General features: G+C 53.4%; 19 protein-coding genes, 1 tRNA gene and 1 other RNA gene. 14 read left to right on the top strand and 7 right to left on the bottom strand.

Translation table 11 applies throughout. The annotated features are described in order from the left end of the window. Positions 1 to 20 precede the first annotated feature (20 nt). Both AT687_RS08185 and aceE read right to left on the bottom strand, forming a co-directional pair. Positions 21 to 662 (bottom strand): DM13 domain-containing protein, encoded by a 642-nt coding sequence (locus tag AT687_RS08185; protein ID WP_014308543.1) that lies wholly within the window; start codon positions 660 to 662, stop codon positions 21 to 23. A gap of 116 nt (positions 663 to 778) precedes the next feature. Continuing rightward, positions 779 to 3,514 (bottom strand): pyruvate dehydrogenase (acetyl-transferring), homodimeric type, encoded by a 2,736-nt coding sequence (gene aceE / locus AT687_RS08180; RefSeq protein WP_010935253.1) that lies wholly within the window; start codon positions 3,512 to 3,514, stop codon positions 779 to 781. A gap of 220 nt (positions 3,515 to 3,734) precedes the next feature. Here aceE and AT687_RS08175 point away from each other — a divergent pair, with 220 nt between their 5' ends. From AT687_RS08175 to cbiB, 3 genes are all read left to right on the top strand, one after another. After that, positions 3,735 to 4,172 (top strand): DUF3052 domain-containing protein, encoded by a 438-nt coding sequence (locus AT687_RS08175; protein WP_003852287.1) that lies wholly within the window; start codon positions 3,735 to 3,737, stop codon positions 4,170 to 4,172. Positions 4,173 to 4,262: 90 nt separating this feature from the next. Then, positions 4,263 to 4,335, top strand: a tRNA-Val gene (locus AT687_RS08170). A 66-nt stretch (positions 4,336 to 4,401) separates the two neighbouring features. Further along, positions 4,402 to 5,304 (top strand): adenosylcobinamide-phosphate synthase CbiB, encoded by a 903-nt coding sequence (gene cbiB / locus AT687_RS08165; RefSeq protein WP_014302163.1) that lies wholly within the window; start codon positions 4,402 to 4,404, stop codon positions 5,302 to 5,304. Here cbiB and AT687_RS08160 read toward each other — a convergent pair. The 3 genes from AT687_RS08160 to AT687_RS08150 are packed head-to-tail and all read right to left on the bottom strand — an operon-like array spanning position 5,298 to position 7,288. After that, positions 5,298 to 6,167: an SURF1 family cytochrome oxidase biogenesis protein gene (locus tag AT687_RS08160; protein WP_003852279.1), complete on the bottom strand. Its 870-nt coding sequence runs from the start codon at positions 6,165 to 6,167 to the stop codon at positions 5,298 to 5,300. The genes cbiB and AT687_RS08160 overlap by 7 nt on opposite strands. Then, entirely contained in the window at positions 6,160 to 6,660 is a 501-nt protein-coding gene (locus tag AT687_RS08155) for a low molecular weight protein-tyrosine-phosphatase (protein WP_014319211.1), read from the bottom strand. The genes AT687_RS08160 and AT687_RS08155 overlap by 8 nt, the downstream gene beginning before the upstream one ends. Further along, positions 6,644 to 7,288 (bottom strand): HAD-IA family hydrolase, encoded by a 645-nt coding sequence (locus AT687_RS08150; protein WP_003852277.1) that lies wholly within the window; start codon positions 7,286 to 7,288, stop codon positions 6,644 to 6,646. The genes AT687_RS08155 and AT687_RS08150 overlap by 17 nt, the downstream gene beginning before the upstream one ends. A gap of 30 nt (positions 7,289 to 7,318) precedes the next feature. Between AT687_RS08150 and cobC the strand changes: the two genes are divergently transcribed. The 8 genes from cobC (at position 7,319) to AT687_RS11985 (ending at position 14,531) form a co-directional block, all read left to right on the top strand. Continuing rightward, a complete protein-coding gene (gene cobC, locus AT687_RS08145) occupies positions 7,319 to 8,353 on the top strand; it encodes an Rv2231c family histidinol phosphate aminotransferase CobC (protein ID WP_010935248.1) in 1,035 nt (344 codons plus the stop codon). Between the two features lie 2 nt (positions 8,354 to 8,355). Next, positions 8,356 to 9,492, top strand: coding sequence for a Nif3-like dinuclear metal center hexameric protein (locus AT687_RS08140; protein WP_010935247.1), 1,137 nt, complete (start codon positions 8,356 to 8,358; stop codon positions 9,490 to 9,492). A gap of 79 nt (positions 9,493 to 9,571) precedes the next feature. Further along, complete coding sequence (locus AT687_RS08135) at positions 9,572 to 10,288, top strand: zinc ribbon domain-containing protein (protein ID WP_010935246.1); 717 nt, start codon at positions 9,572 to 9,574, stop codon at positions 10,286 to 10,288. Then, entirely contained in the window at positions 10,288 to 11,421 is a 1,134-nt protein-coding gene (locus AT687_RS08130) for a bifunctional RNase H/acid phosphatase (RefSeq protein ID WP_014319210.1), read from the top strand. The genes AT687_RS08135 and AT687_RS08130 overlap by 1 nt, the downstream gene beginning before the upstream one ends. Before the next feature lie 205 nt (positions 11,422 to 11,626). Further along, positions 11,627 to 12,051: RNase P RNA component class A (gene rnpB / locus AT687_RS08125), an RNA gene on the top strand. A gap of 18 nt (positions 12,052 to 12,069) precedes the next feature. Continuing rightward, positions 12,070 to 12,744, top strand: coding sequence for a DUF1648 domain-containing protein (locus AT687_RS08120; RefSeq protein ID WP_014319209.1), 675 nt, complete (start codon positions 12,070 to 12,072; stop codon positions 12,742 to 12,744). Between the two features lie 36 nt (positions 12,745 to 12,780). Further along, entirely contained in the window at positions 12,781 to 13,305 is a 525-nt protein-coding gene (locus AT687_RS08115; protein ID WP_016829528.1) for an RNB domain-containing ribonuclease, read from the top strand. 1,034 nt (positions 13,306 to 14,339) lie between these two features. Next, on the top strand, positions 14,340 to 14,531 hold the full coding sequence (locus AT687_RS11985; RefSeq protein ID WP_227889237.1) for a ribonuclease R: 192 nt from the start codon (positions 14,340 to 14,342) through the stop codon (positions 14,529 to 14,531). Positions 14,532 to 14,535: 4 nt separating this feature from the next. Here AT687_RS11985 and AT687_RS08110 read toward each other — a convergent pair whose 3' ends face one another. Beyond that, positions 14,536 to 15,768, bottom strand: coding sequence for a galactokinase family protein (locus AT687_RS08110; protein ID WP_014308534.1), 1,233 nt, complete (start codon positions 15,766 to 15,768; stop codon positions 14,536 to 14,538). A 167-nt stretch (positions 15,769 to 15,935) separates the two neighbouring features. Between AT687_RS08110 and AT687_RS08105 the strand changes: the two genes are divergently transcribed. Continuing rightward, the gene (locus tag AT687_RS08105; protein WP_003852263.1) at positions 15,936 to 16,127 is read left to right on the top strand and encodes a hypothetical protein; all 192 of its coding nucleotides are present in this window, start codon (positions 15,936 to 15,938) and stop codon (positions 16,125 to 16,127) included. A gap of 9 nt (positions 16,128 to 16,136) precedes the next feature. Here the strand turns inward: AT687_RS08105 and AT687_RS08100 are convergent, their stop codons facing one another. After that, positions 16,137 to 17,711, bottom strand: a complete 1,575-nt coding sequence (locus AT687_RS08100; RefSeq protein ID WP_014319206.1) for a CYTH and CHAD domain-containing protein — start codon at positions 17,709 to 17,711, stop codon at positions 16,137 to 16,139. A 142-nt stretch (positions 17,712 to 17,853) separates the two neighbouring features. Between AT687_RS08100 and AT687_RS08095 the strand changes: the two genes are divergently transcribed. Further along, complete coding sequence (locus AT687_RS08095) at positions 17,854 to 19,194, top strand: glutamine synthetase family protein (RefSeq protein ID WP_003852261.1); 1,341 nt, start codon at positions 17,854 to 17,856, stop codon at positions 19,192 to 19,194. Positions 19,195 to 19,244: 50 nt separating this feature from the next. Next, the gene (locus tag AT687_RS08090; protein ID WP_014308532.1) at positions 19,245 to 22,409 is read left to right on the top strand and encodes a bifunctional [glutamine synthetase] adenylyltransferase/[glutamine synthetase]-adenylyl-L-tyrosine phosphorylase; all 3,165 of its coding nucleotides are present in this window, start codon (positions 19,245 to 19,247) and stop codon (positions 22,407 to 22,409) included. Positions 22,410 to 22,443 lie beyond the last annotated feature (34 nt).

Here is a 22,443-nt window from a genome sequence, read left to right as displayed (position 1 = left end):
AAGGTGAAAGAAAGCGGGCGTTAGCTCAATTCAGCGGCGCCGAAGGAGACGTTGAAGTCATCGCACCACAGCACGACTGAGGTCCACTCATCGAAGTTGACGTCGTCAGGCAGATCGTAAACTTGGTTGCCTATGTTGCCCTTGATCGGTGCAACATCAAAGTGCTCGTGATCCTTGGCAACAAACCAACCGTCTTTGCCTGGGATGACAGGCGCCTTGCTCAACCACACGTGAACGTCAGGGCCGTTCGATGTGGCCAAATCGGTCAATACCAGCTTCTTTTTGCCATCAGCATCCACAATCAAGGTTGCGGTGCCAGACGTCTCGTGTTCATGAGAAATAAACTGACCTTGTCTGGACTGAGCTTTAGGCGGTGTCATAGCTTCCGACTCACTCGGCTGAGCGGGAGTCATCGTTGCGTGTGCAGCAACGGCGGCCGGAATCTCATCATCGACGTGCTTATCGACGAACAACAACCATGGCTTGAACACAATCAGCGCTACGACGAACAACACCGTAAAAACGCTTATAACACCAGCGACAGCTTTTTTATTCTTAAAAATAGAAGAATTCAACGCGGCCATTTTAATATCTCTTTTCTTTCCACCGAGGCCAATAATTTTGCCTCGGTAACAATACTTACATTGAATATTTCGGAGCACTGCCCAATCTTGGATTGCCGAGTGAGAAATAATTTAGTTTCTTGAGCGGTTTCACCAAAAATGTACCGTCACACATAAGAAATTATGTGGTGACGGTACATTTTTGGATTTAATCTTTAAGCTTTGGTTGGGTCGGTGAGGTTGAAACGCTGAGCTGCTTCGGCTGCAACGCTGCGATCAATCTTGCCTTGCTTTACCAAGCCGTTCAGTGCTGCGACAACAACGGACTCGGCATCGATGTTGAAGAAGCGGCGGGCGGCTGGGCGGGTATCGGAGAAGCCGAAGCCGTCGGCGCCCAAGGTGGTGTAGTCGCCTGGGACAAAGCGGCGGATCTGTTCTTGCAGATCGGTAGCAAAGTCGGAAACGGCGATGTACGGTCCGGAGCCCTTCTTGAGCTGGGTGGTGGCAAACGCCTCTTCCTGCTCAATCCCTGGGTTGCGCAGTGCCTCACGCTCCTTGGCGTGTCCTTCGCGTGCCAACTCTACCCAAGAGGTAACCGAGAAGATGTTAGCGCCGATGTTGAACTCGTCGCGAAGAATCTCTTTGGCGCGCAGTGCTTGTTGCATGCCAATGCCGGACGCCAAGAGAGACACCTCGTGCTCGCCACCGTCTGCCTTTTCGTAAAGGTAAACGCCCTTGTGTAGGCCCTCAACGTCCAAGTCCTCTGGCTCAGCTGGCTGTGAAATTGGCTCGTTGTAGATGGTGAGGTAGTACATCACGTCCTCACCACGGCCTGGGCCGTACATGCGGTCGATACCTTCGCGCAGAAGGTGGGCAATCTCGTAGGAGAATGCTGGGTCGTAGGAAACAACCGCTGGGTTGGTCGAGGCCAAGATCTGGGAGTGACCATCCATGTGCTGGAGGCCTTCGCCTGTCAAGGTTGTACGACCGGCGGTTGCGCCCAAGATGAAGCCACGGGCCATTTGGTCGCCTGCGGCCCAGAAGGAATCGCCGGTGCGCTGGAAACCGAACATCGAGTAGAAGATGTACAGCGGGATCATGGCTTCGCCGTGGGTGGCGTAGGACGTAGCTGCAGCAATGAAGGAAGCGGTAGATCCGGCTTCGTTGATGCCCTCGTGGAGGATTTGGCCGTCCTTGGCCTCACGGTAGGAAAGCATGAGGTCATGGTCTACTGGCACGTAGTTTTGACCATGTGGGTTGTAGATCTTCATGGTTGGGAACCACGAGTCCATGCCGAAGGTACGAGCCTCGTCAGGGATGATCGGGACGATGCGCTTGCCCAGCTCTGGGTCGCGCATGAGTTCCTTGAAGGCGCGAACCACGGCCATGGTGGTGGCGACTTGCTGCTTGCCGGAGCCTTTACGGAGGCTGCGGAGCTTGTCGAGCTCGGGGACATGCAGCGGGGTGTAGGATTCGCGACGCTCCGGTACGAATCCGCCCAAAGACTTACGACGCTCCAAAAGGTACTTGATCTCTGGGGCATCCTCGCCTGGGTGGTAGTACGGAGGCAGATATGGATCCTTTTCCAATTCTTCGTCGGTAATTGGTACGCCCTGCTTATCGCGGAACTGCTTGAGATCGTCCAGAGTGAGCTTCTTCATCTGGTGGGTGGCATTGCGGCCCTCGAAGTTGTGGCCCAAGCCGTAGCCCTTAATGGTGTGAGCAAGAATCACGGTTGGGCGATCCTTTGTCTCAAGCGCGCGCTGGAATGCAGCGTAGATCTTGCGGTAGTCGTGACCACCGCGGCGCAGCTTCCAGATGTCTTCATCCGACCAGTCTTCGACGAGCTTGGCGGTGCGTGGATCGCGGTTGAAGAAGTGCTCGCGCACGTAGGCGCCGTCGTTAGCCTTAAAGGTCTGGAAGTCACCATCAGAGGTGGTGTTCATGAGGTCGACGAGAGCGCCATCCTTATCAGCTTCGAAAAGCTGATCCCACTCGCGTCCCCAAACAACCTTGATAACAGACCAGCCGGCGCCGCGGAAGAAGGACTCCAGCTCTTGAATGATCTTGGTGTTACCGCGAACAGGGCCGTCGAGACGCTGCAAGTTGCAGTTAACAACGAAGGTCAGGTTGTCCAAGTTATTCAACGCTGCCATCTGAATGAGGCCGCGAGATTCTGGCTCATCCATTTCGCCGTCGCCAAGGAACGCCCATACGTGCTGCTGTGAGGTGTCCTTGATGCCGCGGTTGTGAAGGTAGCGGTTAAAGCGCGCTTGGTAAATGGCGTCCATTGGGCCAAGGCCCATTGACACGGTCGGGAACTCCCAGAAGTCCTTCATACCGTGAGGGTGGGGGTAGGAGGGGAGTCCACCCTGTGGACGCGATACTTCTTGGCGGAAGCCGTCGAGGTCGTCTTCGGTCAGACGACCTTCCATGAATGCACGTGCATACATACCTGGGGAAGCGTGGCCTTGGAAGAACACATGGTCGCCACCGCCTGGGTGGTCCTTGCCGCGGAAGAAGTGGTTGAAGCCGACTTCATACAGTGGCGCTGCACCAGCGTAGGTGGAGATGTGTCCACCAACGCCAATGCCTGGGCGCTGGGCGCGGTGAACCATGATGGCAGCATTCCAACGGATCCAACGACGGTAGCGTTTCTCAATTTCCTCGTCACCGGGGAATTCAGGTTCCATCGTGGTGGGGATGGTGTTGACAAAGTCTGTCGACGTCATCGGTGGTAGTGGAACGCGACGGGCCGAAGCGCGCTCGAGGAGACGCAGCATCAGGAATCGGGCACGATCGGGACTGGAACCCTCGAGCATGCCATCGAGAGATTCCATCCATTCGCGAGTCTCTTCTGGGTCGGCGTCGTTGAGATACGAAGCAACACCGTCGCGGATCATCGCGAAGTTGCTGTCTTCAGGGCGCATACCCTCATTAGGGTCTGACATTCGCCACCTCCATAGTTGTACGTGTCGTGTGGGTGTCGGCCACGAATGGGTGAGTACTCCAAACATGGTGACAACACCACAGGTTTTACTACAGGATACTGTGATTGCCCCCGTCGTGTTGTTTTCTGGGTGAACTGTTCTCCCCATCACGGTGCAAAATTGCGGAGATTACAAAATAAAAGCGGTAAAACTGCTGGAATAGCTGTAAAGTCCTTAGACGATGAACGCTCAAGAATTCAAGGAGAAAAAAACTGAGACGACTGGAGCTCACCACGCTCAGCGTCTTGGAATCGCAGCCGGCATGACCGTCCAAGAAGTTGGATGGGACGAGGATTGCGACAGCACAATAAGTGAAGCCATCGAAGATATCATCGGTGAGGAGCTTCTCGACGAAGAAACCGACGAGGCTTGCGACGTAGTCCTGCTGTGGTGGCGGTCCGACGATGGCGATTTGGTCGATGGTCTTGTCGATTCCATCCGGCCGCTGGCAGACAATGGTCGTATTTGGTTGCTCACCCCAGGGGCCGGCAAGCAGGGTGCCCTTGACCCCGGTGAAATTTCCGAATCTGCTCAGTTGGCTGGTTTGGTGCAAACAAAGGCCGAACGTCTCGGTGCTTGGCAAGGCTCTTGCCTCGTACAAAGGGGCAATAAGCAGTAGTTTTTCTTTTCTAACGCTTTGTGTGTTAAAGTTTCTTCCGTTGCCAAGACGGCCACTGGAAACAAGTGGTTATAGTTTTGATAACGGTATGCGCCTTTAGCTCAGCTGGGAGAGCAGCTGGTTTACACCCAGCAGGTCGGCGGTTCGATCCCGTCAGGGCGCACAATGGTTACAAGAGCACCTCCTCACACATTGTGGGGAGGTGCTTTTCGTATTTGGGAGAGTGATTATGCTCGCAGGTCTTGTATCCGGAGTAGTACTCGATCGTATCGTTGGTGATCCAGGGGGATCGCTGCATCCTGTTGCGGTGTTTGGCCGATGGGCTACGTGGGTGGAAAAGAAAATCTATGCGCCATCGAAACTCCGTGGTGCGATCTACGTTGCCGTCACTGTGGCGCCACCGACCGCTGCCGCTGTGATGATAGGCAAGAAATATCCCAATGCGGCTTTAGCTGCAAGCTTGGTGGCAGCTATTGGCGGCAGCACACTGGAAAATACCGGAATCCGAATGGCACGTGCCTTAGAACGCGATGATATAGAAGCTGCGAGGGATCTGGTGCCGTGGTTGTGCTCACGGGATCCAGAGTATTTGGATGAATCAGGCATAGTGCGTGCCACCGTCGAATCATTGGCAGAAAATACGTCAGACTCCACGATCGCCCCCGTCGTGTGGGCGGCGTTAGGTGCTGGTGGGGTAGTGGCACATCGTTGTGTCAACACCCTTGACGCCATGGTTGGATACAAAAACGACCGTTATTCTGAATTCGGGTGGGCTGCTGCCAAACTTGATGACGCCATGGCGTGGGTGCCAGCACGGCTGACTGCGGTGGCGCATGTGGGTGCGGCAGCAATGCAAGGGCGTGAGCGCGCCGCTCTACGCGCTTGGCGTGTCGACGCACCCCATCACCCGAGCCCGAACGCAGGACCAGTAGAAGCGACGGCAGCTGCTGCACTAGGGGTCACATTAGGTGGCGAGACTCGCTACTCCTATGGCATAGAAAAACGACCGACACTAGGTGTCGGCCCGTCGCCAAGCGTGGCGACGATACATCAGGCAGTTCGGTTATCGCGCGGTGTACAAGCTGCAGCGACAGTTGCTATCGCCGGATTGATGCTGTGGCGACGTTACTGATTATGCCGTGAGCTACCGTAACGATTACGCATTTTTGTTGCCACTCTATCTTCTGGAGTTTCCGGTTCAGCCGCAGCGGCAAGCTGGGCCATGTGCTCTTCTTCCTCACGGCTGCGACGACGCTCACGAATCTCAGCCCACACAAAATAAGCAACTCCAAGAGGTGCCATAATTCCAAACGCAATCCACTGCAGGCCGTAGGAAAGATGATTCCCGCGGTCGAGCTGTGGGATAGGCATGGCGTTGAGCACACCAGGTTGGTCCTGTGAAAGCTGCGCGAAATCAGTGCCAAGAGTTGTATGCGTGATCTCACTAATTTGTGTGGTGTTAATGCCGTAGACCTGCTGGTAACCATGAGCTGACATAGGAGCACTGGCAGGCATTCCTTCGTTGGCACGCGCATGCGCCACGATAGTGACCGTTTCGGTAGGAACAGCTGCTAACTCCGGAACGTTGGCGGCATCGCCTGGAACAAAGCCACGGTTGATCAGCAGGGATTCACCGCTTTCAAGAGTAAACGGCACTAAAGACTGGTACGCGGGGGTGCCTTCTACAGGACGCATGCGCAGAAGCACTTCATTGTTTGCGTCGAAACGCCCTTTAAGCGACACCCGCATCCATTCTTGACCGTCTTTAATACGTCCCTGTGCATCGTAGACCGACTGATAAGAAGCAGGGTCGGACTTGAAAGCGTCATCAATTTTCTCATTACGCTCCACGATGGCGTGGTCTTTGCCCAACTGCCACGGAGACAACACCGTGATAGCAAAGTAAGAAAAAGCAATAGCAAGTACCGCGGTGAGAACCCACCCAGGGGTAAGAAACACCTTCCAGCCGGTGACAGTTGTGTGCGTCCTAGGCATGAATGGCCTCCCGAAGCCAGGCCATCAGACCTGGCATAGCTGCCTCGATGTCACGGCGGGTGGTTTTAAAATCAGCGGCGGTGCCATAGTAAGGATCCGCAACATCTGGAGTATGAGAATCCGGATTAAAAGACTGCAATAATCGCACCTTTTCTGCTGGATAGCCTATTCGCAAAAGCGCATTGCGATGAGAAGAATCCAACGCAATAAGCAGGTCGGAACTCCTATGTTGTTCACCGAGTTGGCTTGCGCGGTGATGGGTGCCATCGTAACCCGAGGCGCGCAGTTCGGCGATTGCTCGAGAATCAGCCCCTTGGCCCACATGCCACCCACCAGTACCGCAGGAGTTAGCACGAATAGCGTGGCTTAACCCCTCGTCTTCTAAAACGCTCGTGCAGATCACCTCGGCCATCGGAGAACGGCAAATATTGCCGGTGCATACAAAAGTGATCACAAAAGCTGGATTACTGGAGTTATTAGTTGAAGAAGTCACGTACGATTCCTTTCGCCTCCGCCATATTACGTGCATGATAATCCGCGTGGGACCACTCTTGCTCGTTACCGTAGCCCCATGTGACCAGCATCGTCGGAATCCCAAAAGCTGCAGCACCCTCGGTGTCATGACTACGATCGCCGACCATCAAAATAGGGGAGTGCTCAGAAGTCTCAGTCGTAGCTAAAACGTACGCAATCACATCTGCCTTAGTCTCACGTCCCACCGTGGGGTCTGCGCCACCAATGAAATCAAACAAGTCGGCAACACCTAAGTATTCAAGGGTAAGCCGTGCCAAGTGCTCGTTTTTACTCGTTGCGGTAAACAACCGAATACCTTGAGAGCGCCATTCACTAAGAGCGTCATGCCAGCCGTCGAAAAGCTGAGAGTTACGCCAAGAAATCTGATCGTATTGCTGCCTAAAACATGCCAATGCGGCTGCTGTAACTGAATCGGATTGCCCAAGCGCACGCATAGTTTCTACCATCGGCGGGCCGGGAATACGGCGCAGCCACGATTCCTCCGGAACCGGAATACCCACCGATGTCATCGAGTGAATAAAAGCCTCACGGATGCCGGGATAGGAATCAACCACAGTCCCGTCAACATCGATTAATAGAGTTCCCACACCCAGTAGTCTCCCACTAAAATCAACGCAGTGTCACTTTCTAGGATTCACGGCGACGACGATGCCTTTGGGGCCCGCCTCGACTTTGCCGTCAACGTTGCCGAAGCCCAACCACCTACATGGCTTATTCAACGCCTACAATCCGCCGTCACTGATCTAGCCGCCTATCCGCATTCCAGCGATCTAGCAGCAGTGACCGCTATGATCGCTCGCTACCACGGAGTAAGTGAAGACCACGTACTAGTTCTATCGGGAGTATCAGAAGGCTTCGCCATGTTGCCGCAGCTAAAGCCTGAAAACGCGGTGATTATCCATCCAGGTTTTAGCGAACCAGACATCGTTTTAACCGACGCCCAGATCCCTGTTCATCGCTGCATCTTGGCGCCGCCATTCGAGCTTTCTTTTGAAAATATCCCCGCCAACGCAGACCTCGTGGTAATTGGTAACCCCACTAATCCCACAGGAGTCGTACATAGCAAAGAACTACTTGCTCAATTATGCGCGCCGGGGCGTACCGTGGTGATCGACGAAGCATTCTTGGACATCGTCGGAGAACAGTACTCGATGATCGATCAACTTGATGCGGTGGAAGGTGAACTGATTATCTTCCGCAGTCTGACAAAGACGTGGTCAATTGCGGGACTTCGAGTAGGCTACGCCATTGCCCGTCCGGAAACACTTGCGCGCTTAAGTGCGTATCGACGCCACTGGCCCATGGGTACCCTGCAGCTTCGAGCCATTGAGGCAGTTTTTGACACCGGTATCATGCAGTTGCCTGAGCGACGAGCAGAGATGATAGCGCAGCGTACCGAGATGATTGAGATGTTGACCAACAGTGGCTTTAGGTGTGTGAGCAGCTCTCAAGCCCCGTATATCCTGGTGCGACCACCTAGCACGCAACCGGAAGAACTACGAATGGCGTTAAAAGCTCAAGGAATCGCTGTTCGCCGATGCGATACTTTCCCAGGACTTGAGTTTTCCTATTGGCGCCTTGCGGTGCGTCCTCGTGACCAAGTACAACGGCTACTAACCGCCATCGACAACATTATTGGAGCAAAGAAGTAACGATGATCACCGTTTCAGATGTAAGAAAAGTAATGGATCGTGCGTATCCACCACACCTCGCGGAATCTTGGGATGCAGTAGGCCTTATCTGTGGTGATCCTGCTGCGCCAGTATCCAAGGTGATGCTTGCCCTTGACTGCACTCAAGAAGTTGCTGATAAGGCAGTTGATATCGGTGCCGATATGCTGATCGTGCACCACCCATTATTACTGCGGGGAGTGAGCTCGGTTGCTGCCGATACCCCTAAAGGCAAGGTTATTCACACACTAATTACTGGTGGGGTGGCATTGTTTGCAGCCCATACCAATGCGGATTCGGCACGACCAGGTGTTAATGACAAATTAGCTGAGTTAGTGGGAATTACCCCAGGCAGGCCGGTGAAGCCCATCCTTAAAGGCCTTGATAAATGGGGAATTTATGTGCCGGAATCTGCTGCGCAGAGCGTAAAAGACGCTGTTTTTGAAGCAGGTGCGGGTGCTATCGGGGATTATTCCCAGTGCAGTTTTGAATGGCAAGGTACTGGACAATTCCTTCCGCATCACAACGCGCAGCCTGTAGTAGGACATCCAGGACAACTTGAGCGCACCGAAGAACTACGGGTTGAGTTCGTGGCACCGGCGCGTCTTCGCACCACGCTTATCGACGCTATCCGAGCAGCGCACCCCTATGAGGAACCGGCATTTGATGTGGTGAGCATGCAATCAACTCAAGATCTTGAGACGGCTGAAGGACTTGGGCGCGTTGGCACTTTGCCGGAGCCAATGCGTTTTGGTGACTTTGTGCAGCAGGTAGCTGATGCGCTCCCAGAGACATCGTGGGGGATTAGGGCAGCCGGTGATCCTGAGCAGATGGTGCACACCGTTGCAGTTTCCTCTGGTTCCGGTGATTCCTTCCTAGACGCGGTTGCAGCCCTAGGTGTTGACGTCTATGTCACGTCCGATCTACGGCACCATCCTGCTGATGAGTCGCGACGTGCTCAAGGTCCGTTGCTGATTGATACCGCGCACTGGGCGAGCGAGTTCCCGTGGACTTATCAAGTTCAAGAACTGTTGGCACAAGAGTTTGCGCAGCTCGATGTCGAAGTTGCTACTTTGCGCACGGATCCTTGGAATATCTCTGCACATCCGCAACTTCGTTAAACCACGTGGGTGGGACTAGTATGCAACAGGAAAACTCAACAATGAGGCCCGCACGAATACGTGAAAATGAGGAATTCTGATGAAGCTGGATCGCCACCTACAACCCCTATTGCTGGAGCTTGCAACGCTCACTCGGGCCGAGAACTCGGGGGTAGCTCCCAAGGTAAGCGACGAGCGCAAGGAACTCGATCGACTGCTGGCGGAGCAAGAGGGTAATCGCCGTGCGCTTACAGCAGCCAACGTCGCCGTTGATGACATGGAGCTCGAGATCCGTCGTGTTCAAGAAGACGAGCGCAAACTAAGGCGTCGTGAAGCAGAAGGTAAGCGCCAGCTTGCGGCGGAGGTTGACGAAGAAAAACGACGCGATATCAAGCACGACATTTATGCCGCTAAGTCGCGTATTGCGGATCTCATGAGCGAATTACAAGAAGCACACAACGAGATCCACGCTTTGCGCAACAACCGCGACCTCAACCAACAACGCGTGAGCGATACTGAAGCGCGTATCGATAAAGCCCGTGCAGCCGTGGATGCCTTGGGTGAGGACACTACCGCCGCTGATCGACATGAGCGCATTGAAACCCTTCGCTTGGAATTACCTAGTGATGTGGTAGCTCAATTTGATGAGCAGCGCGATGAAAACGAAGTCGGCGTAGCCTCGTTTAATAACCGCAGCTGTGGCGGATGCTTTATCATCTTGCCGCCGGCAGATATTTCTATCATTCGTCGTGCGCCAATGAACGTCTTGCCACAATGCCCAGACTGCGGAAGCTACTTGGTACGTCAAGGAGATTAATGAAGGTCATCATCGAGGCAGACGGCGGTTCCCGAGGAAACCCCGGAATCGCTGGATCCGGCACACTTATCTACAACGCCGATCGCTCCCAAGTTCTCAAGGAATACTCCTATGTGGTGGGTAAAGCCACCAATAACGTAGCGGAATACCATGGCCTGCTCAACGGGCTACGTGGAGCAGTGGAACTCGGAGCCACCGAAGTATCAGTTCGGATGGATTCCAAGCTGGTTGTTGAGCAAATGTCGGGGCGGTGGAAGATCAAGCACCCAGACATGAAAGAACTGGCACTGGAGTGTAAGAAACTTGCCTCGTCGATAGGTTCCGTAAGCTACGAGTGGATTCCGAGAAGCGAAAACTCTCATGCGGATGCGCTTGCTAACAAAGCGATGGATGCTCTAGCTGAAGGTGCTCCAGTTGGATTTCTTGAATTAGAAGAACCTGCAGCGAAGACTGATTCTGAAGAAAAGGTAGTCGAAACTGCAACATCTCCTGCGGTGTGGAATGGGGCGACTACCCAGGCGACGCGTTTCGTTTTGCTTCGCCACGGTCAAACAGCGATGTCGGCGGCCCGCCAATATAGCGGTAGGAGTAACCCCGAGCTCACCAGTGTTGGCCTTGAACAGGCGCGCCGGGCTGCGACATTTATTGGCCGTCGTGGCGGAATCGATGCGATCGTGGCCTCGCCTTTGCAGCGTTGCCAGCAGACCGCCCAAGAAGTCTCTGAACAACTGGGTGGTATGCCAGTGTGCACTATTGATGGCCTGATTGAGATAGATTTTGGTCAGTGGGATGGACTGTCGTTTTCTCAGGCACACGAGGCTGATCCAGAACTTCATAGCGCGTGGTTAGATGACTCGCGAACCGCACCACCAGGTGGAGAATCTTTACAGCAAGTTCACCGCAGGGTGAAGAAAGTTCGTGAAGAATTAGAACGCAAATATGCTGGTAAAACCATCGTCGTGGTAAGTCACGTGACTCCGATTAAATCCATTTTGCGTCAAGCTTTGGATGCCTCCGCGTCGATGTTTCATCGTATGCATTTGGATTTGGCGTCTATTTCGGTCGCTGAGTTTTACTCCGATGGGCCAACGTGCGTGCGAAGCGTGAACGATACGCATTATCTCTACGGGTAGCCGGATTGATGTTGGGTGCCTTCTCCTCCGGCCTGTTGAGCATGTACTTCGGCGAAGAATCCAACACGGAAAAGACGGCATTTGTTCGTCGCAAAGCGGGCTGCCACTTGCTAAGGATTCGTGGCTGTTTGCTATTGCCGGCGCATTGCTCACCATGAAGAAGTAGCGCCTAAGAGCCCAATGGGGGTAGAGTAAACCGCGCGAATGAGCCGGCTGGGCGATCGCGACTTTGCGTACCACATGCGATGAACATGGTGGCGCAAGGACGAGGAAAGTCCGGACTCCACAGAGCACGGTGATTGTTAACAACAACCCGGGGTGACCCGCGGGCAAGTGCAACAGAAAGTAAACCGCCTAGAATTTTTCTAGGTAAGGGTGAAACGGTGCGGTAAGAGCGCACCAGCGAGGTAGGTGACTACCTCGGCTAGGTAAACCCCACTGGGAGCAAGGCATTAGGGCGTACCGTCGTTTCAGACGGTATGTCTGCACGAACGCTTGAAGGCTGCTCGCCTGAGTTCGTGGGTAGCTGCTTGAGGCGGCCAGTGATGGTTTCGTCCAGATGGATGATCGCCGCTGATCTCCGCTTGTCGGGGGTGAGTACAGAATCCGGCTTATAGGCTGGCTCATTCGTTTTATACTCTGGGGGACATGGCAGCAACGACACACCGAACGAGTCTGGTTTTAAACATTGCATCAACACTGGTGACCTTCGTTGTTATCAGTATTGCTATCGGCCGATTTGACTCTGTGCCTGATCCCATGCCTATTCATTTCGGTGCCAACGGTCAACCTGATGGATTTCAGCCTAAAACATGGGGCGGGTATCTAGCGGCCTACTTAATTCTTGGGGCAATATTTCTTGGCATTCAATGGGGGATGTGGGCGTTTCAGCGTTATGGTGAGGGGCAAACGTTACGCGATAGATCTTCTCGAGAAGCGACGCTACCGTGGGTGCAGATTTTCCTCCTTATCGTATTTGCCGCTGTCTTTTTTGCTCTTTTGGCATCGATGTCCTTTCAGTACTACGCGGCTTGGCCTTTCATTTTCGTGATGGCAGTGACGGTTGTGGGCAGCATCGCCATCATCGTTGTTCTTTCTCGGAAACAGCGCGACATTGATAAGAAGCTGCCGCCAACGACCTATCAGCTAGACAAGATGAAATATGGCTTCTACTTCGATGCTGAAGATCAGCGAATACTCATTCCCACGAACGACGATCACTCACATTTCACGTTCAACCTATCCAAGCCCATGTCGTGGTGTGTCATGGCTGCATTATTTTCCCCAGGCATCCTTGTTGTACTTCTGGTGTGGCTGAACTAATCACCGATGGAGGGATTCCGTGGCAAAAATGGTGCAATGAAACTCTATGCGCACCCCTTGGATTTCTCTGCTATTGCCGAAGAATTTCATATCAGTACTGAATTTCCCAGTGATGTGATTTCTGCAGCCCGCGAACTGGACGATCAATTCGTGGGTCAACGTAGAGACATGCGCGACTACGAGTTTGTCACCATCGATCCTGCCGGTTCCATGGATCTGGACCAAGCAGTAGTCATAACGAACCACAACGATGGATATACCGTCTACTATGCGATTGCCGACGTTGCAGCTTTCGTAGAATTTGATGCACCTCGCGCGGTGGCAGACGAATCCTTGCGCAGAGGTCAAACAATTTATCTTCCCGACCAGCCAGCTCGGCTGCACCCTGCCGAACTATCCGAAGACCGTGCAAGTTTACTACCAGACTGTAACCGTCCAGCGGTGGTCTGGACAATCAATCTTGATGCTTTCCGCTCGGCTGCATTTTCTTTGGGCTATCCAGAGAATTGTGATCTCAATGAGGTCGATATGAGCGAGCCTCGGTCCTTAGCGCTCATGTGAGAGACCCAAAAGCTACTTCGTGGGGCAGATTACGAGATTTTGGGAGACCGCCCAGCACATCAACATGCTGGAGTAGGCGGCTACTACACACATGTCACCGCTCCATTGCGGCGTTTAAGTGGCTCTTCCGGTTTTAGAGGGCATTGATTAGTTCGCCGGGGGGTCGGGCGTGGCACTACGCGGAGTAGGACGTTTTTCACAACCATGGCTTGGCTGGGATTGGCTGGCGTTGGTGGGCGTTGGTGGGCGCGCCACCCCCGCTCACCCCCGAAAAAGACGGCACTTCACACCAAATCCAGCCAAACGGCCGGTTTGGAAGCGATTTGGTGTGAAGTGTCGAGAAAAATCCTTCGAAATACCCCCGTTTAGCGGCTCTTCCGGTTTTAGAGTGCATTGATTGTGTGTCGGATGTTGGCGGCGTGGATCAGGCACCACAATATGTAGTGGTCGTCGTTGTAGATCACGTCGCGGACAGCGGCTAAGGTCAAGGTGTTGCAGTATCCAGCGGGTCACCTTGTCAGTGGTTTTTGAATTGTCGGGTGCGCAGGCAAGGCCAGAGCGGAAGATCTTCTGCAAGCAGCGCTTGTTGGTGCACCGGTAGCGTGGAAGGCGCACATAAATGCGTGTTGGGTGGTCGATGATGGGCAGGTCGACCAGGCTGTGGATGACGTGGTCGCGCAATACTTTAGGCTGCCTGCATGTGGGGTATTCATTGATGGGCTCGGCTTCAATAACGGTAACTATCACCGTGTTCTGCGGTGCGGCAGATGGTATCGCCGATGGCATTTCCGTTGGGCTGCACGGTAGGTCCTTGGTTTTGGGTGGATGGTTTAGACACCCTTTTTCCTACAAAGCTAAGGACCCCAATATCTTGTGCCACGACCGAACTCCCGGCGAGCTAATCAATGCACTTTAAAACCGGAAGAGCCGTTTAATTGACCGCTATGTCACCGAGATTTGCCTTTCGATTTCTAATAACACGCCCGTTCCGGAATGGGTAACCAGAAACCTTGATTCTGTTGTGGCAGCCATGGGTGGGGCACAATTTTCCGGCGGTAGTAATTGATAGCAGTGAGAAAAATAATACCTGTCGGGTTTTTATTGAAAACCCACCTGTGACCGCTGCATGTGTAGGCGCTGTGCCACGAGGAAAGCAAGTCGACGTTACGGTGATCGAAGCAGATCCCGGTACCCGCAGCGTGCGGTGTGCATGGCCTGCAGACTAGGGTGCTAGATTTTTTCGCCGTCGATGTCAGCGCCGTGGCCGGATTGCAGCTCAATGACGTTGAGGCCGTCTGCCCGTAAGTCCGCAGCAAAGTTTTGGGCATGGTGTAGCGGAACGATGGCTGCGATTGCGCAGCAAATTCCGGCTTCGGTGCTGCGGGCGCTGACTGCTCCGCGAGAAAGACAAAGTTGGCTGAGCATGGCATCGGTCGTGGTGATGGTATAGAGGTTTTCAAGATTGCGCTGTGATTCCGACACAATGTCGAAGCAGGCCGCGTGGCGGCGCGATTTGATTGCTTGAGCCGCGTTGATGGCTGCTTGAGTTTCGTTTTCCATAAACTCCAACCAGTTGGCAGCTTCAGTGATCGTGGGAACGTCGTCGGTTCCACAGACTTCGTGGACGGCCTGAAGCCATTCGATGACGCGTTCTCGGGCATCGGGAAGCGCGCGGAGGGAGTCGGTACCGAAGGCTTTTTCGGCTGAAGTGATAAATGCTTGTCGACGTTCGACCTCTGCGGTTTGTTCCGCACCGACAGGAGGGATGACTACAAATGCCGCATAGTCTGATTGGGTATTGAGCGGGTGTGGGAAATGAGTGACGGAACCATCGGAGTAATCAACTATGTTGAGGTCGCTTGCCAAGCCACGAAGCGCGGAATCGAAGCGAGCACGTACATGTGGTCTACCGGTTGCCGCTTGAGAGGCTTGGAAACACACATCTGCAAACTTTGCTTTGATGGGAGCGGTATGAACATCCTCATAATCATGAGCAAAGGCCAATGCTGCAGCCATGATAAGAGCCTCTTGATCTCCCAACCCCGCATCTTCGGGAATCGTGCTAGTCACGGTCACATTAAAACCATGAGTATCACGGGATAGCAGTTGGCGATGCACCATATAGTAAATCAGCACGGCCACAGTGAGCGCTGGGCTAGGGTCACCTGGTGATTCCAAAGGTTCGTGATCACCACTGAGGCTGTTTTGCCATTCGAAAACATCACTCAACGAGATAGCGGATTGCTGGACTGGCATCTCGGGATCAGCGCTGTAATAATCCACCGACACAATATCGTCTGCACGAGTGGTGGCCTCAACATGGGTGCGCAACTGGGCAACACTCATCAGCACAACGCCACCAGCATGATCGGTATGTTCACCTATCAATGACCACGTCGCTGGAGCAGAAGCAGACACAGGGTGTTCGAGAACGTCGGCGTCGGTGTGCTGCCTCTTAAACATTGCGCGGGGGCTCCTTATAAAACGTGAACAAGATCTAAGCGCACAGATGCGCTGTGAATACTCTAGTGCTTTCAGCACTTCGGTGCGCACTGGGGTAGCGAGATACTCCACAGTGCTGGCATTCTGGCAGAAAGAACTTACCATCACCACATAGGAGAATATGCACTATGTCCAACACAGATGCTCAATGGTTTTTTAACATCGAAACCGGAGAAGTTGAACAAGGAAAAGCATCAAGCTTTAGCAACCGAATGGGGCCATACGCCTCCGCAGAAGAAGCCCGACATGCTCTCGAAATAGCTCAAGCACGCAATGAAGCCGCAGATGCGGAGGACGAAAAAGACGACGAGTGGGATTAAAACACTCAATCACTTCTTCTTTTTCTTGGCCTTCTTTTGCAAGTCCTTATACGCTTGGGACACTTCTTTGTAGCTTTTCTTAGCGGCACGCAAATGAACCACAGCGCGTTGATACTCATAGGAGTAGACGATGCCGAGCCCGAAGCTAGACACTCCACGCAGCTCGGCATGTCGCGCTGCTTTATGGATCATCACCCGAGACGTCGCCGTGTCCTGAAACTCACCGAGGTCTGTTTGTAGTTTTTTACAAGCGCGAACTAGTTTCTTTGTTGCTAATGGGGTAGAAGAGCCAATCGCATCGGCAGCATAGCGGAATTTTTTAACAGATTTACGCAGATCATGGAATGTTTCCTCATATTCGGGCAAGGATTTTTCCAAATCTTTGTAGCACGGAGCCGCCTTGGAATATCGGCGCTGCATTGCTGCATAAGCCTCATCCAGACTTTCCACTAACGCAGGAAAACTCGAATCGGTGCTCTTGGTTTGAGCAACCAGCGGAGGATACGCTAGAAAGCTATCGATGTCGTTTAAAAGGTCGAAGTAGCGTTGATCGTTCAGCGCTAAATTAATCCTGTGATGTGCTTTGGCGTAGTCAGCATCCAAACCATGATGGAGGAAATCCCTCGTTGACTCATCCAACAACGAAGCAGCAAGATCATCAGAAATAAAACGGAATCGAGCCTGTACTACTTCGCAATCCCGCGCATTCCCTAGCACAGCTGCCAATTCTTTCAGTTTGGCCTCCAGCTTTTCTGTGGAATGTGGAGTAAAAAACTCTCTAAATGTGTGCAGATTACTGCGCAACTGACGGGTTATCACGCGCATTTGATGAACCGCATCGGGCTCATCACGACGAACACGTGGATCCCATTGAATAAGCGCAGCACTATCACGTTGCAAAGAAGCCAGCACTGGGAATGCAGGGCTTGAAGAATCAACAACTGCAGGTTGCGGAGGCGACGGGACATAGAACGCCGAGTCGCCTAAAGCACTTTGTAATTTGGAACCACTTTGCGGATCTGTCGCCCCTTGAGCACGAACTACTGAGTCGGCAGCCTCCAACAAACTATCTGCTTGACCTAATTGTTGCGCACAAGCAGTAGCCTCGATTTCCCACTCACGCCACCGCTGCTCCGTGCCCTTTTCCAGATACGAAACGGAATGCACGTGATCGTCGCAAAGCTCAAGAAGCACACGATTCTCAGAATCAGAAGCAAAAGAAAGATGCCGCTCATTATCCACGCGTGCCACCGCAATCAGTGGACTATTTCGTACAATCGCGCGGACCTCCTGTAACAACTCAGGCGGTACATCCTCACTCAACGGAGCATGCGTTTCCCTCCGCCCCTGCGGAGTCGAAGCCTTAATATGCCAGCCTTCGTCGTGACCACCGGTGCGGCGTCGTAACGTAATTTTGGCACGCGAAAGCCGCAAATCCTCCGTATCAAAATACGTAGCAGACAACCGAACAACCTCTGGCGCAGTCACCCGAGTGATGCCCGGCACTGAACTAATATCCGGCGCCGCTGCCGTAGCGTCAACCGAGTATTTCGCTTCTACTTCCAACTGGCGCTGTAATCCCATGACATGAGTTCTACCAGTTTGTTATGACACGCGATAACAAAACATGAAAATAACCACGCAACCCCCACCCAAAAGAGCCTATATACTGCGAAAACAATAGGGCGACCGTGCGATGTCACGAGCAGAAAGTATCGTAAGAGATATGAACTCCCAACAAGAATTCGTGCTACAAGAAATCGAAGAACGAGACGTCCGCTTCGTACGACTTTGGTTCACTGACATCCTCGGATTTCTCAAATCAGTAGCAGTCGCCCCCTCAGAGCTCGAATCAGCCTTCGAAGAAGGCATCGGGTTCGACGGCTCCGCGATCGAAGGATTCTCCCGAATCTCAGAAGCCGATACCATCGCGCTACCTGACCCCTCCACCTTCAAAATGCTGCCGAGCCTCAACTCCGACCCCACTATGCGCTCGGCCCGAATGTTCTGCGACATTCTCAACCCCGACGGCCAGGCCTCCAACTCGGACCCACGCCAAGTACTTCACAAACAAGTACAACTCGCCGCCGACGAAGGATTCCACTGCGTCGTCTCCCCAGAAATCGAATTCTTCCTCGTCCAAAATCTTCGCACGAACGGCCTACCACCAGTACCAACCGACAACGGCGGGTACTTCGACCAAGCAAGCCAAAACGACGCCCCCATGTTCCGTCGTGAAGCCATGCTTGCACTCGACCGCATGGGCATCCCCGTCGAATTCTCCCACCACGAAACCGCGCCGGGACAACAAGAAATCGATCTCCGGCACGCCGATGTGTTGACCATGGCAGACTCGATCATCACCTTTAAACATCTGATGAAACAAGTCGCTATCGACAACAACATCGGTGCCACCTTTATGCCAAAGCCGTTCAGGGATCACGCCGGCTCCGCGATGCACACGCACATGTCCTTGTTCGAAGGTGACATCAACGCATTCCATGATCCAGATGATGAATACGGACTGTCCGTGACCGCAAAACGATTCATCGCCGGCATTATTCACCACGCCAATGAGATCTCGGCTGTGACTAACCAGTGGACCAACTCCTACAAGCGCATCCTCTTTGGCAACGAAGCACCAACTGCAGCCACATGGGGCGCCTCGAACCGGTCAGCACTCATTCGCGTTCCTACCTACCGGCTAGCAAAAGCAGAATCACGTCGTGTGGAAGTACGTTCACCAGATTCCGCATGCAACCCTTACCTAGCGTTTTCTGTGTTACTAGGTGCGGGACTTAAAGGCATCCGCGAAGGTTATGAGATCCCAGATGCAGCCGAAGAAGACATCAGCTCGCTTACACGTCGCGAGCGCCTCGCCATGGGATACAAAGACCTACCAACCAGCCTGGACCAAGCGCTACGAGAAATGGAACGCAGTGAATTGGTAGCCGATATCCTTGGCGAGCACGTCTTTGAATACTTCCTACGTAACAAATGGCGCGAATGGCACGACTACCAGCAGCAAATTACCCCATGGGAATTGCGCAATAACCTCGACAATTAATACATCGCCACGCTCGTTTTCATCGGTGACAAAACTCGGAGTACCACCACATGCGAAAAACACTTCCATCTATTGGAGCCCTGGGCTTTAGCAACGCCAACGCCGAAAAAGATCTGTGCTGGTTGGGTTGGTATTCCAATGATCCAGATACAGTAGTCGACGCCCCAGAACAAGCCGCCGAAATTCTGTGGCACCTCAGTGGAACTGCGGATCCGGACTTAGCACTGAACACCATTATTCGATTGATGGAAGCATTGGGGGAACAAAAAGGGCAATTGCACAATGTACTTCGCACTGACCCCGAGCTACGCGTAAAGCTGTTTTCCCTCCTTGGTGCATCCACGGCACTGGGTGACCACCTTGTAGCGCATCCACACACATGGCCGGAATTACAAAGGCCGATGCCGACGAGGCAAGAGACGTTTCGGCTCATGCTCGGCTCCGTCGGCGCCGCACCTGCGAGCTTTTCTTCAGAATCCCAGCAACCGCAGGGTTCGGACTCAGACTCGGAATTTTCCTTTGATGCTGATCTCAGCGCGGATGATACCGCGAATACTGATCTATCCACACCTGGTACTTACCGTGCTGAAATTACTGGGGAACGTGCAGAAGTTGCACTAAAAACCACCTATCGCTCGTTGCTGCTGAGGATCGCAGCGGCTGATCTTGCCGGCACCTACCCCGAAGACATTCATCGCACCGGATTGCCGGAGGCTCCATTTGTGACCGTCACCAAGGCATTAGCTGATCTGGCGGATGCTGCATTGACCGCTGCACTGGCCGTCGCCGTGGCACATGTGTATCCAGAAGGTGAAGTGGACACACATCTGGCTGTTATGGCGATGGGCAAATGCGGTGCTCAGGAACTCAATTACATTTCAGATGTTGATGTCATCTTCGTTGCTGAGCCGGTAACTCCTAAAGCTATTCGGCTAGCAGGGGAGTTTATTCGCATTGGTTGTGCTTGTTTCTTCGAAGTCGATGCAGCACTTCGCCCCGAAGGCAAACATGGGGTGCTGGTACGTACCCTAGATTCCCATGTTGTGTATTACAAGAGATGGGCTGAAACTTGGGAGTTCCAAGCTTTACTCAAGCACCGGCCGATGACCGGATATATGCCGCTTGGGCAAGCCTATAGCGAGAAACTCCAGCCAATGGTGTGGGAAGCAAGCCAACGGGAATCTTTTGTTGACAACGTGCAGCGAATGCGCCGCCGAGTTTTAGAAAATGTCCCAGCCAAACTGAAAAACCTCGAACTAAAACTTGGCGAGGGAGGGTTGCGCGATGTGGAATTTGCAGTACAGCTTTTGCAGCTTGTTCATGGGCGATCCGACGAATCCTTGCGTACGCTTTCTACGATTGACGCCCTGAACGCGCTTATTGAGGGCGGATACGTTGGGCGCGAAGATGGTGCTGAGCTCATTCGTGCCTATGAGTTTCTCCGATTGCTGGAACACCGCTTGCAGCTGCAAAAAGTAAAGCGCACCCACACGATGCCGGAGGCAACGAAAACGAAGCAACTGCGTTGGCTAGCGCGAGCTGCAGGGTTTAAAACATCCAAACTGGCAAGTGCTACCGATGAGATGAATGCGATGCTAAAAACATCGCGCCTTCATATATCGAGCTTGCATCGAAAGCTGTTCTACCGACCGCTGCTCGATTCCGTCGTCAATATTTCGGTGGGAACCTTGAAGCTTTCCCCAGCAGCCGCAAAGCTTCAGCTCGCTGCGTTGGGTTATGTATTTCCTGATCGCGCCATGGACCACCTTCATGCGCTTGCTGCGGGGGGTAGTAGGAAAGCCAAAATTCAAGCGATGCTTTTGCCCACGCTCATGGAGTGGCTCTCGGAGACAGCAGAACCTGACGCGGGTCTTTTGAACTACCGCAAACTTTCTGACGCCGCCTACGATCGCACGTGGTTTTTGAGGATGCTGCGCGATGAGGGGGTCGTCGGCCAGCGTCTCATGCGGATTTTGGGTAATTCTCCGTACACGGCTGATTTGATCATCTCCGCGCCAGACATTGTGAAACAGCTTGGCGACGGTGCCACGCGTCCGAAACTTCTAGAAACCTCAGAAGACCGCGTGACCAAATCGATCGTGGCAGCTGCGGCTCGTCACGATGATCCGGATGTGGCTATTGCAGTTGCTAGGTCCCTTCGCCGTGCCGAACTGGCTCGCATTGCCAGTGCAGATTTGTTGCAAATGCTCAGTGTGCAACAAGTCTGCCGCCGACTGTCGTATGTGTGGGATGCGGTATTGGAAGCCGGTTTGCAGGCCGAAATTCGGGCTTCGTTAATCGGCTCGACAGGGGATAAGAATTCGGTGCCACCAGCGCGCATTGCTGTGATCGGTATGGGGCGCTTAGGTGGTTCAGAGCTAGGTTATGGTTCCGACGCTGATGTGATGTTCGTATGTGAACCAACCGAGGGGGTATCGGATGAAGCCGCGGTGAAATGGGCGATTGGAGTATGCGATTCGATGCGATCGCGTCTGGCCAAGCCGAGTGGCGATCCGCCGCTTGACGTGGATTTAGGGTTGCGTCCTGAGGGGCGTTCGGGTGCTGTTGTACGCACGCTGGAATCCTATAAGCAGTATTACGAGCGTTGGGGTGAAGTATGGGAAATCCAAGCGCTTTTACGGGCTGATTTTATCGCCGGTGATCAGGAACTCGGTGCTCGATTCCTCGAGATGATTGAGCCCTTGCGCTATCCCGAAGCTGGCGTGAGCCAGAAAGTTATTAGGGAGGTCCGGCGGATGAAAGCTCGCGTGGATAATGAGCGATTGCCGCGTGGAGCTGATCGTAATACCCACACCAAACTTGGGCGGGGTGCGTTGACGGATGTTGAGTGGACCGTTCAATTACTGACCATGATGCATGCCCACGAGTTTCAGGATCTCCATAACCCGTCCACGTTGGACAGCCTCGATGTGATTGAAAAACACGCTGTGATCGAACCGGAAAAGGTCGAGGTGCTACGCCAGGCGTGGCTTACTGCCACACGAGCACGAAACGCCATTGTGTTGGTGCGCGGAAAACGCGTGGATCAGCTGCCGCAGCAGGGGACTCAGCTTGCAGCGGTAGCAGGTGCGGCTGGTTGGGAACCTTCGGATTCGCAGCAGTACCTTGATCACTATTTGAAGGTCACCCGCCGTGCACGACAAGTAGTAGATGAGGTGTTTTGGGGCGTCGATAGTATTGAACATGACTATTAGCGGTTGATGTGGTGAGGTCGATCGCTCGGTGAGT

The organism is Corynebacterium diphtheriae, assembly GCF_001457455.1.
In the GTDB taxonomy this organism is placed as follows: domain Bacteria; phylum Actinomycetota; class Actinomycetes; order Mycobacteriales; family Mycobacteriaceae; genus Corynebacterium; species Corynebacterium diphtheriae.
The sequence above is the reverse complement of the archived record's forward strand: the minus strand, read 5'-3'. Positions and strand labels throughout refer to the sequence as shown.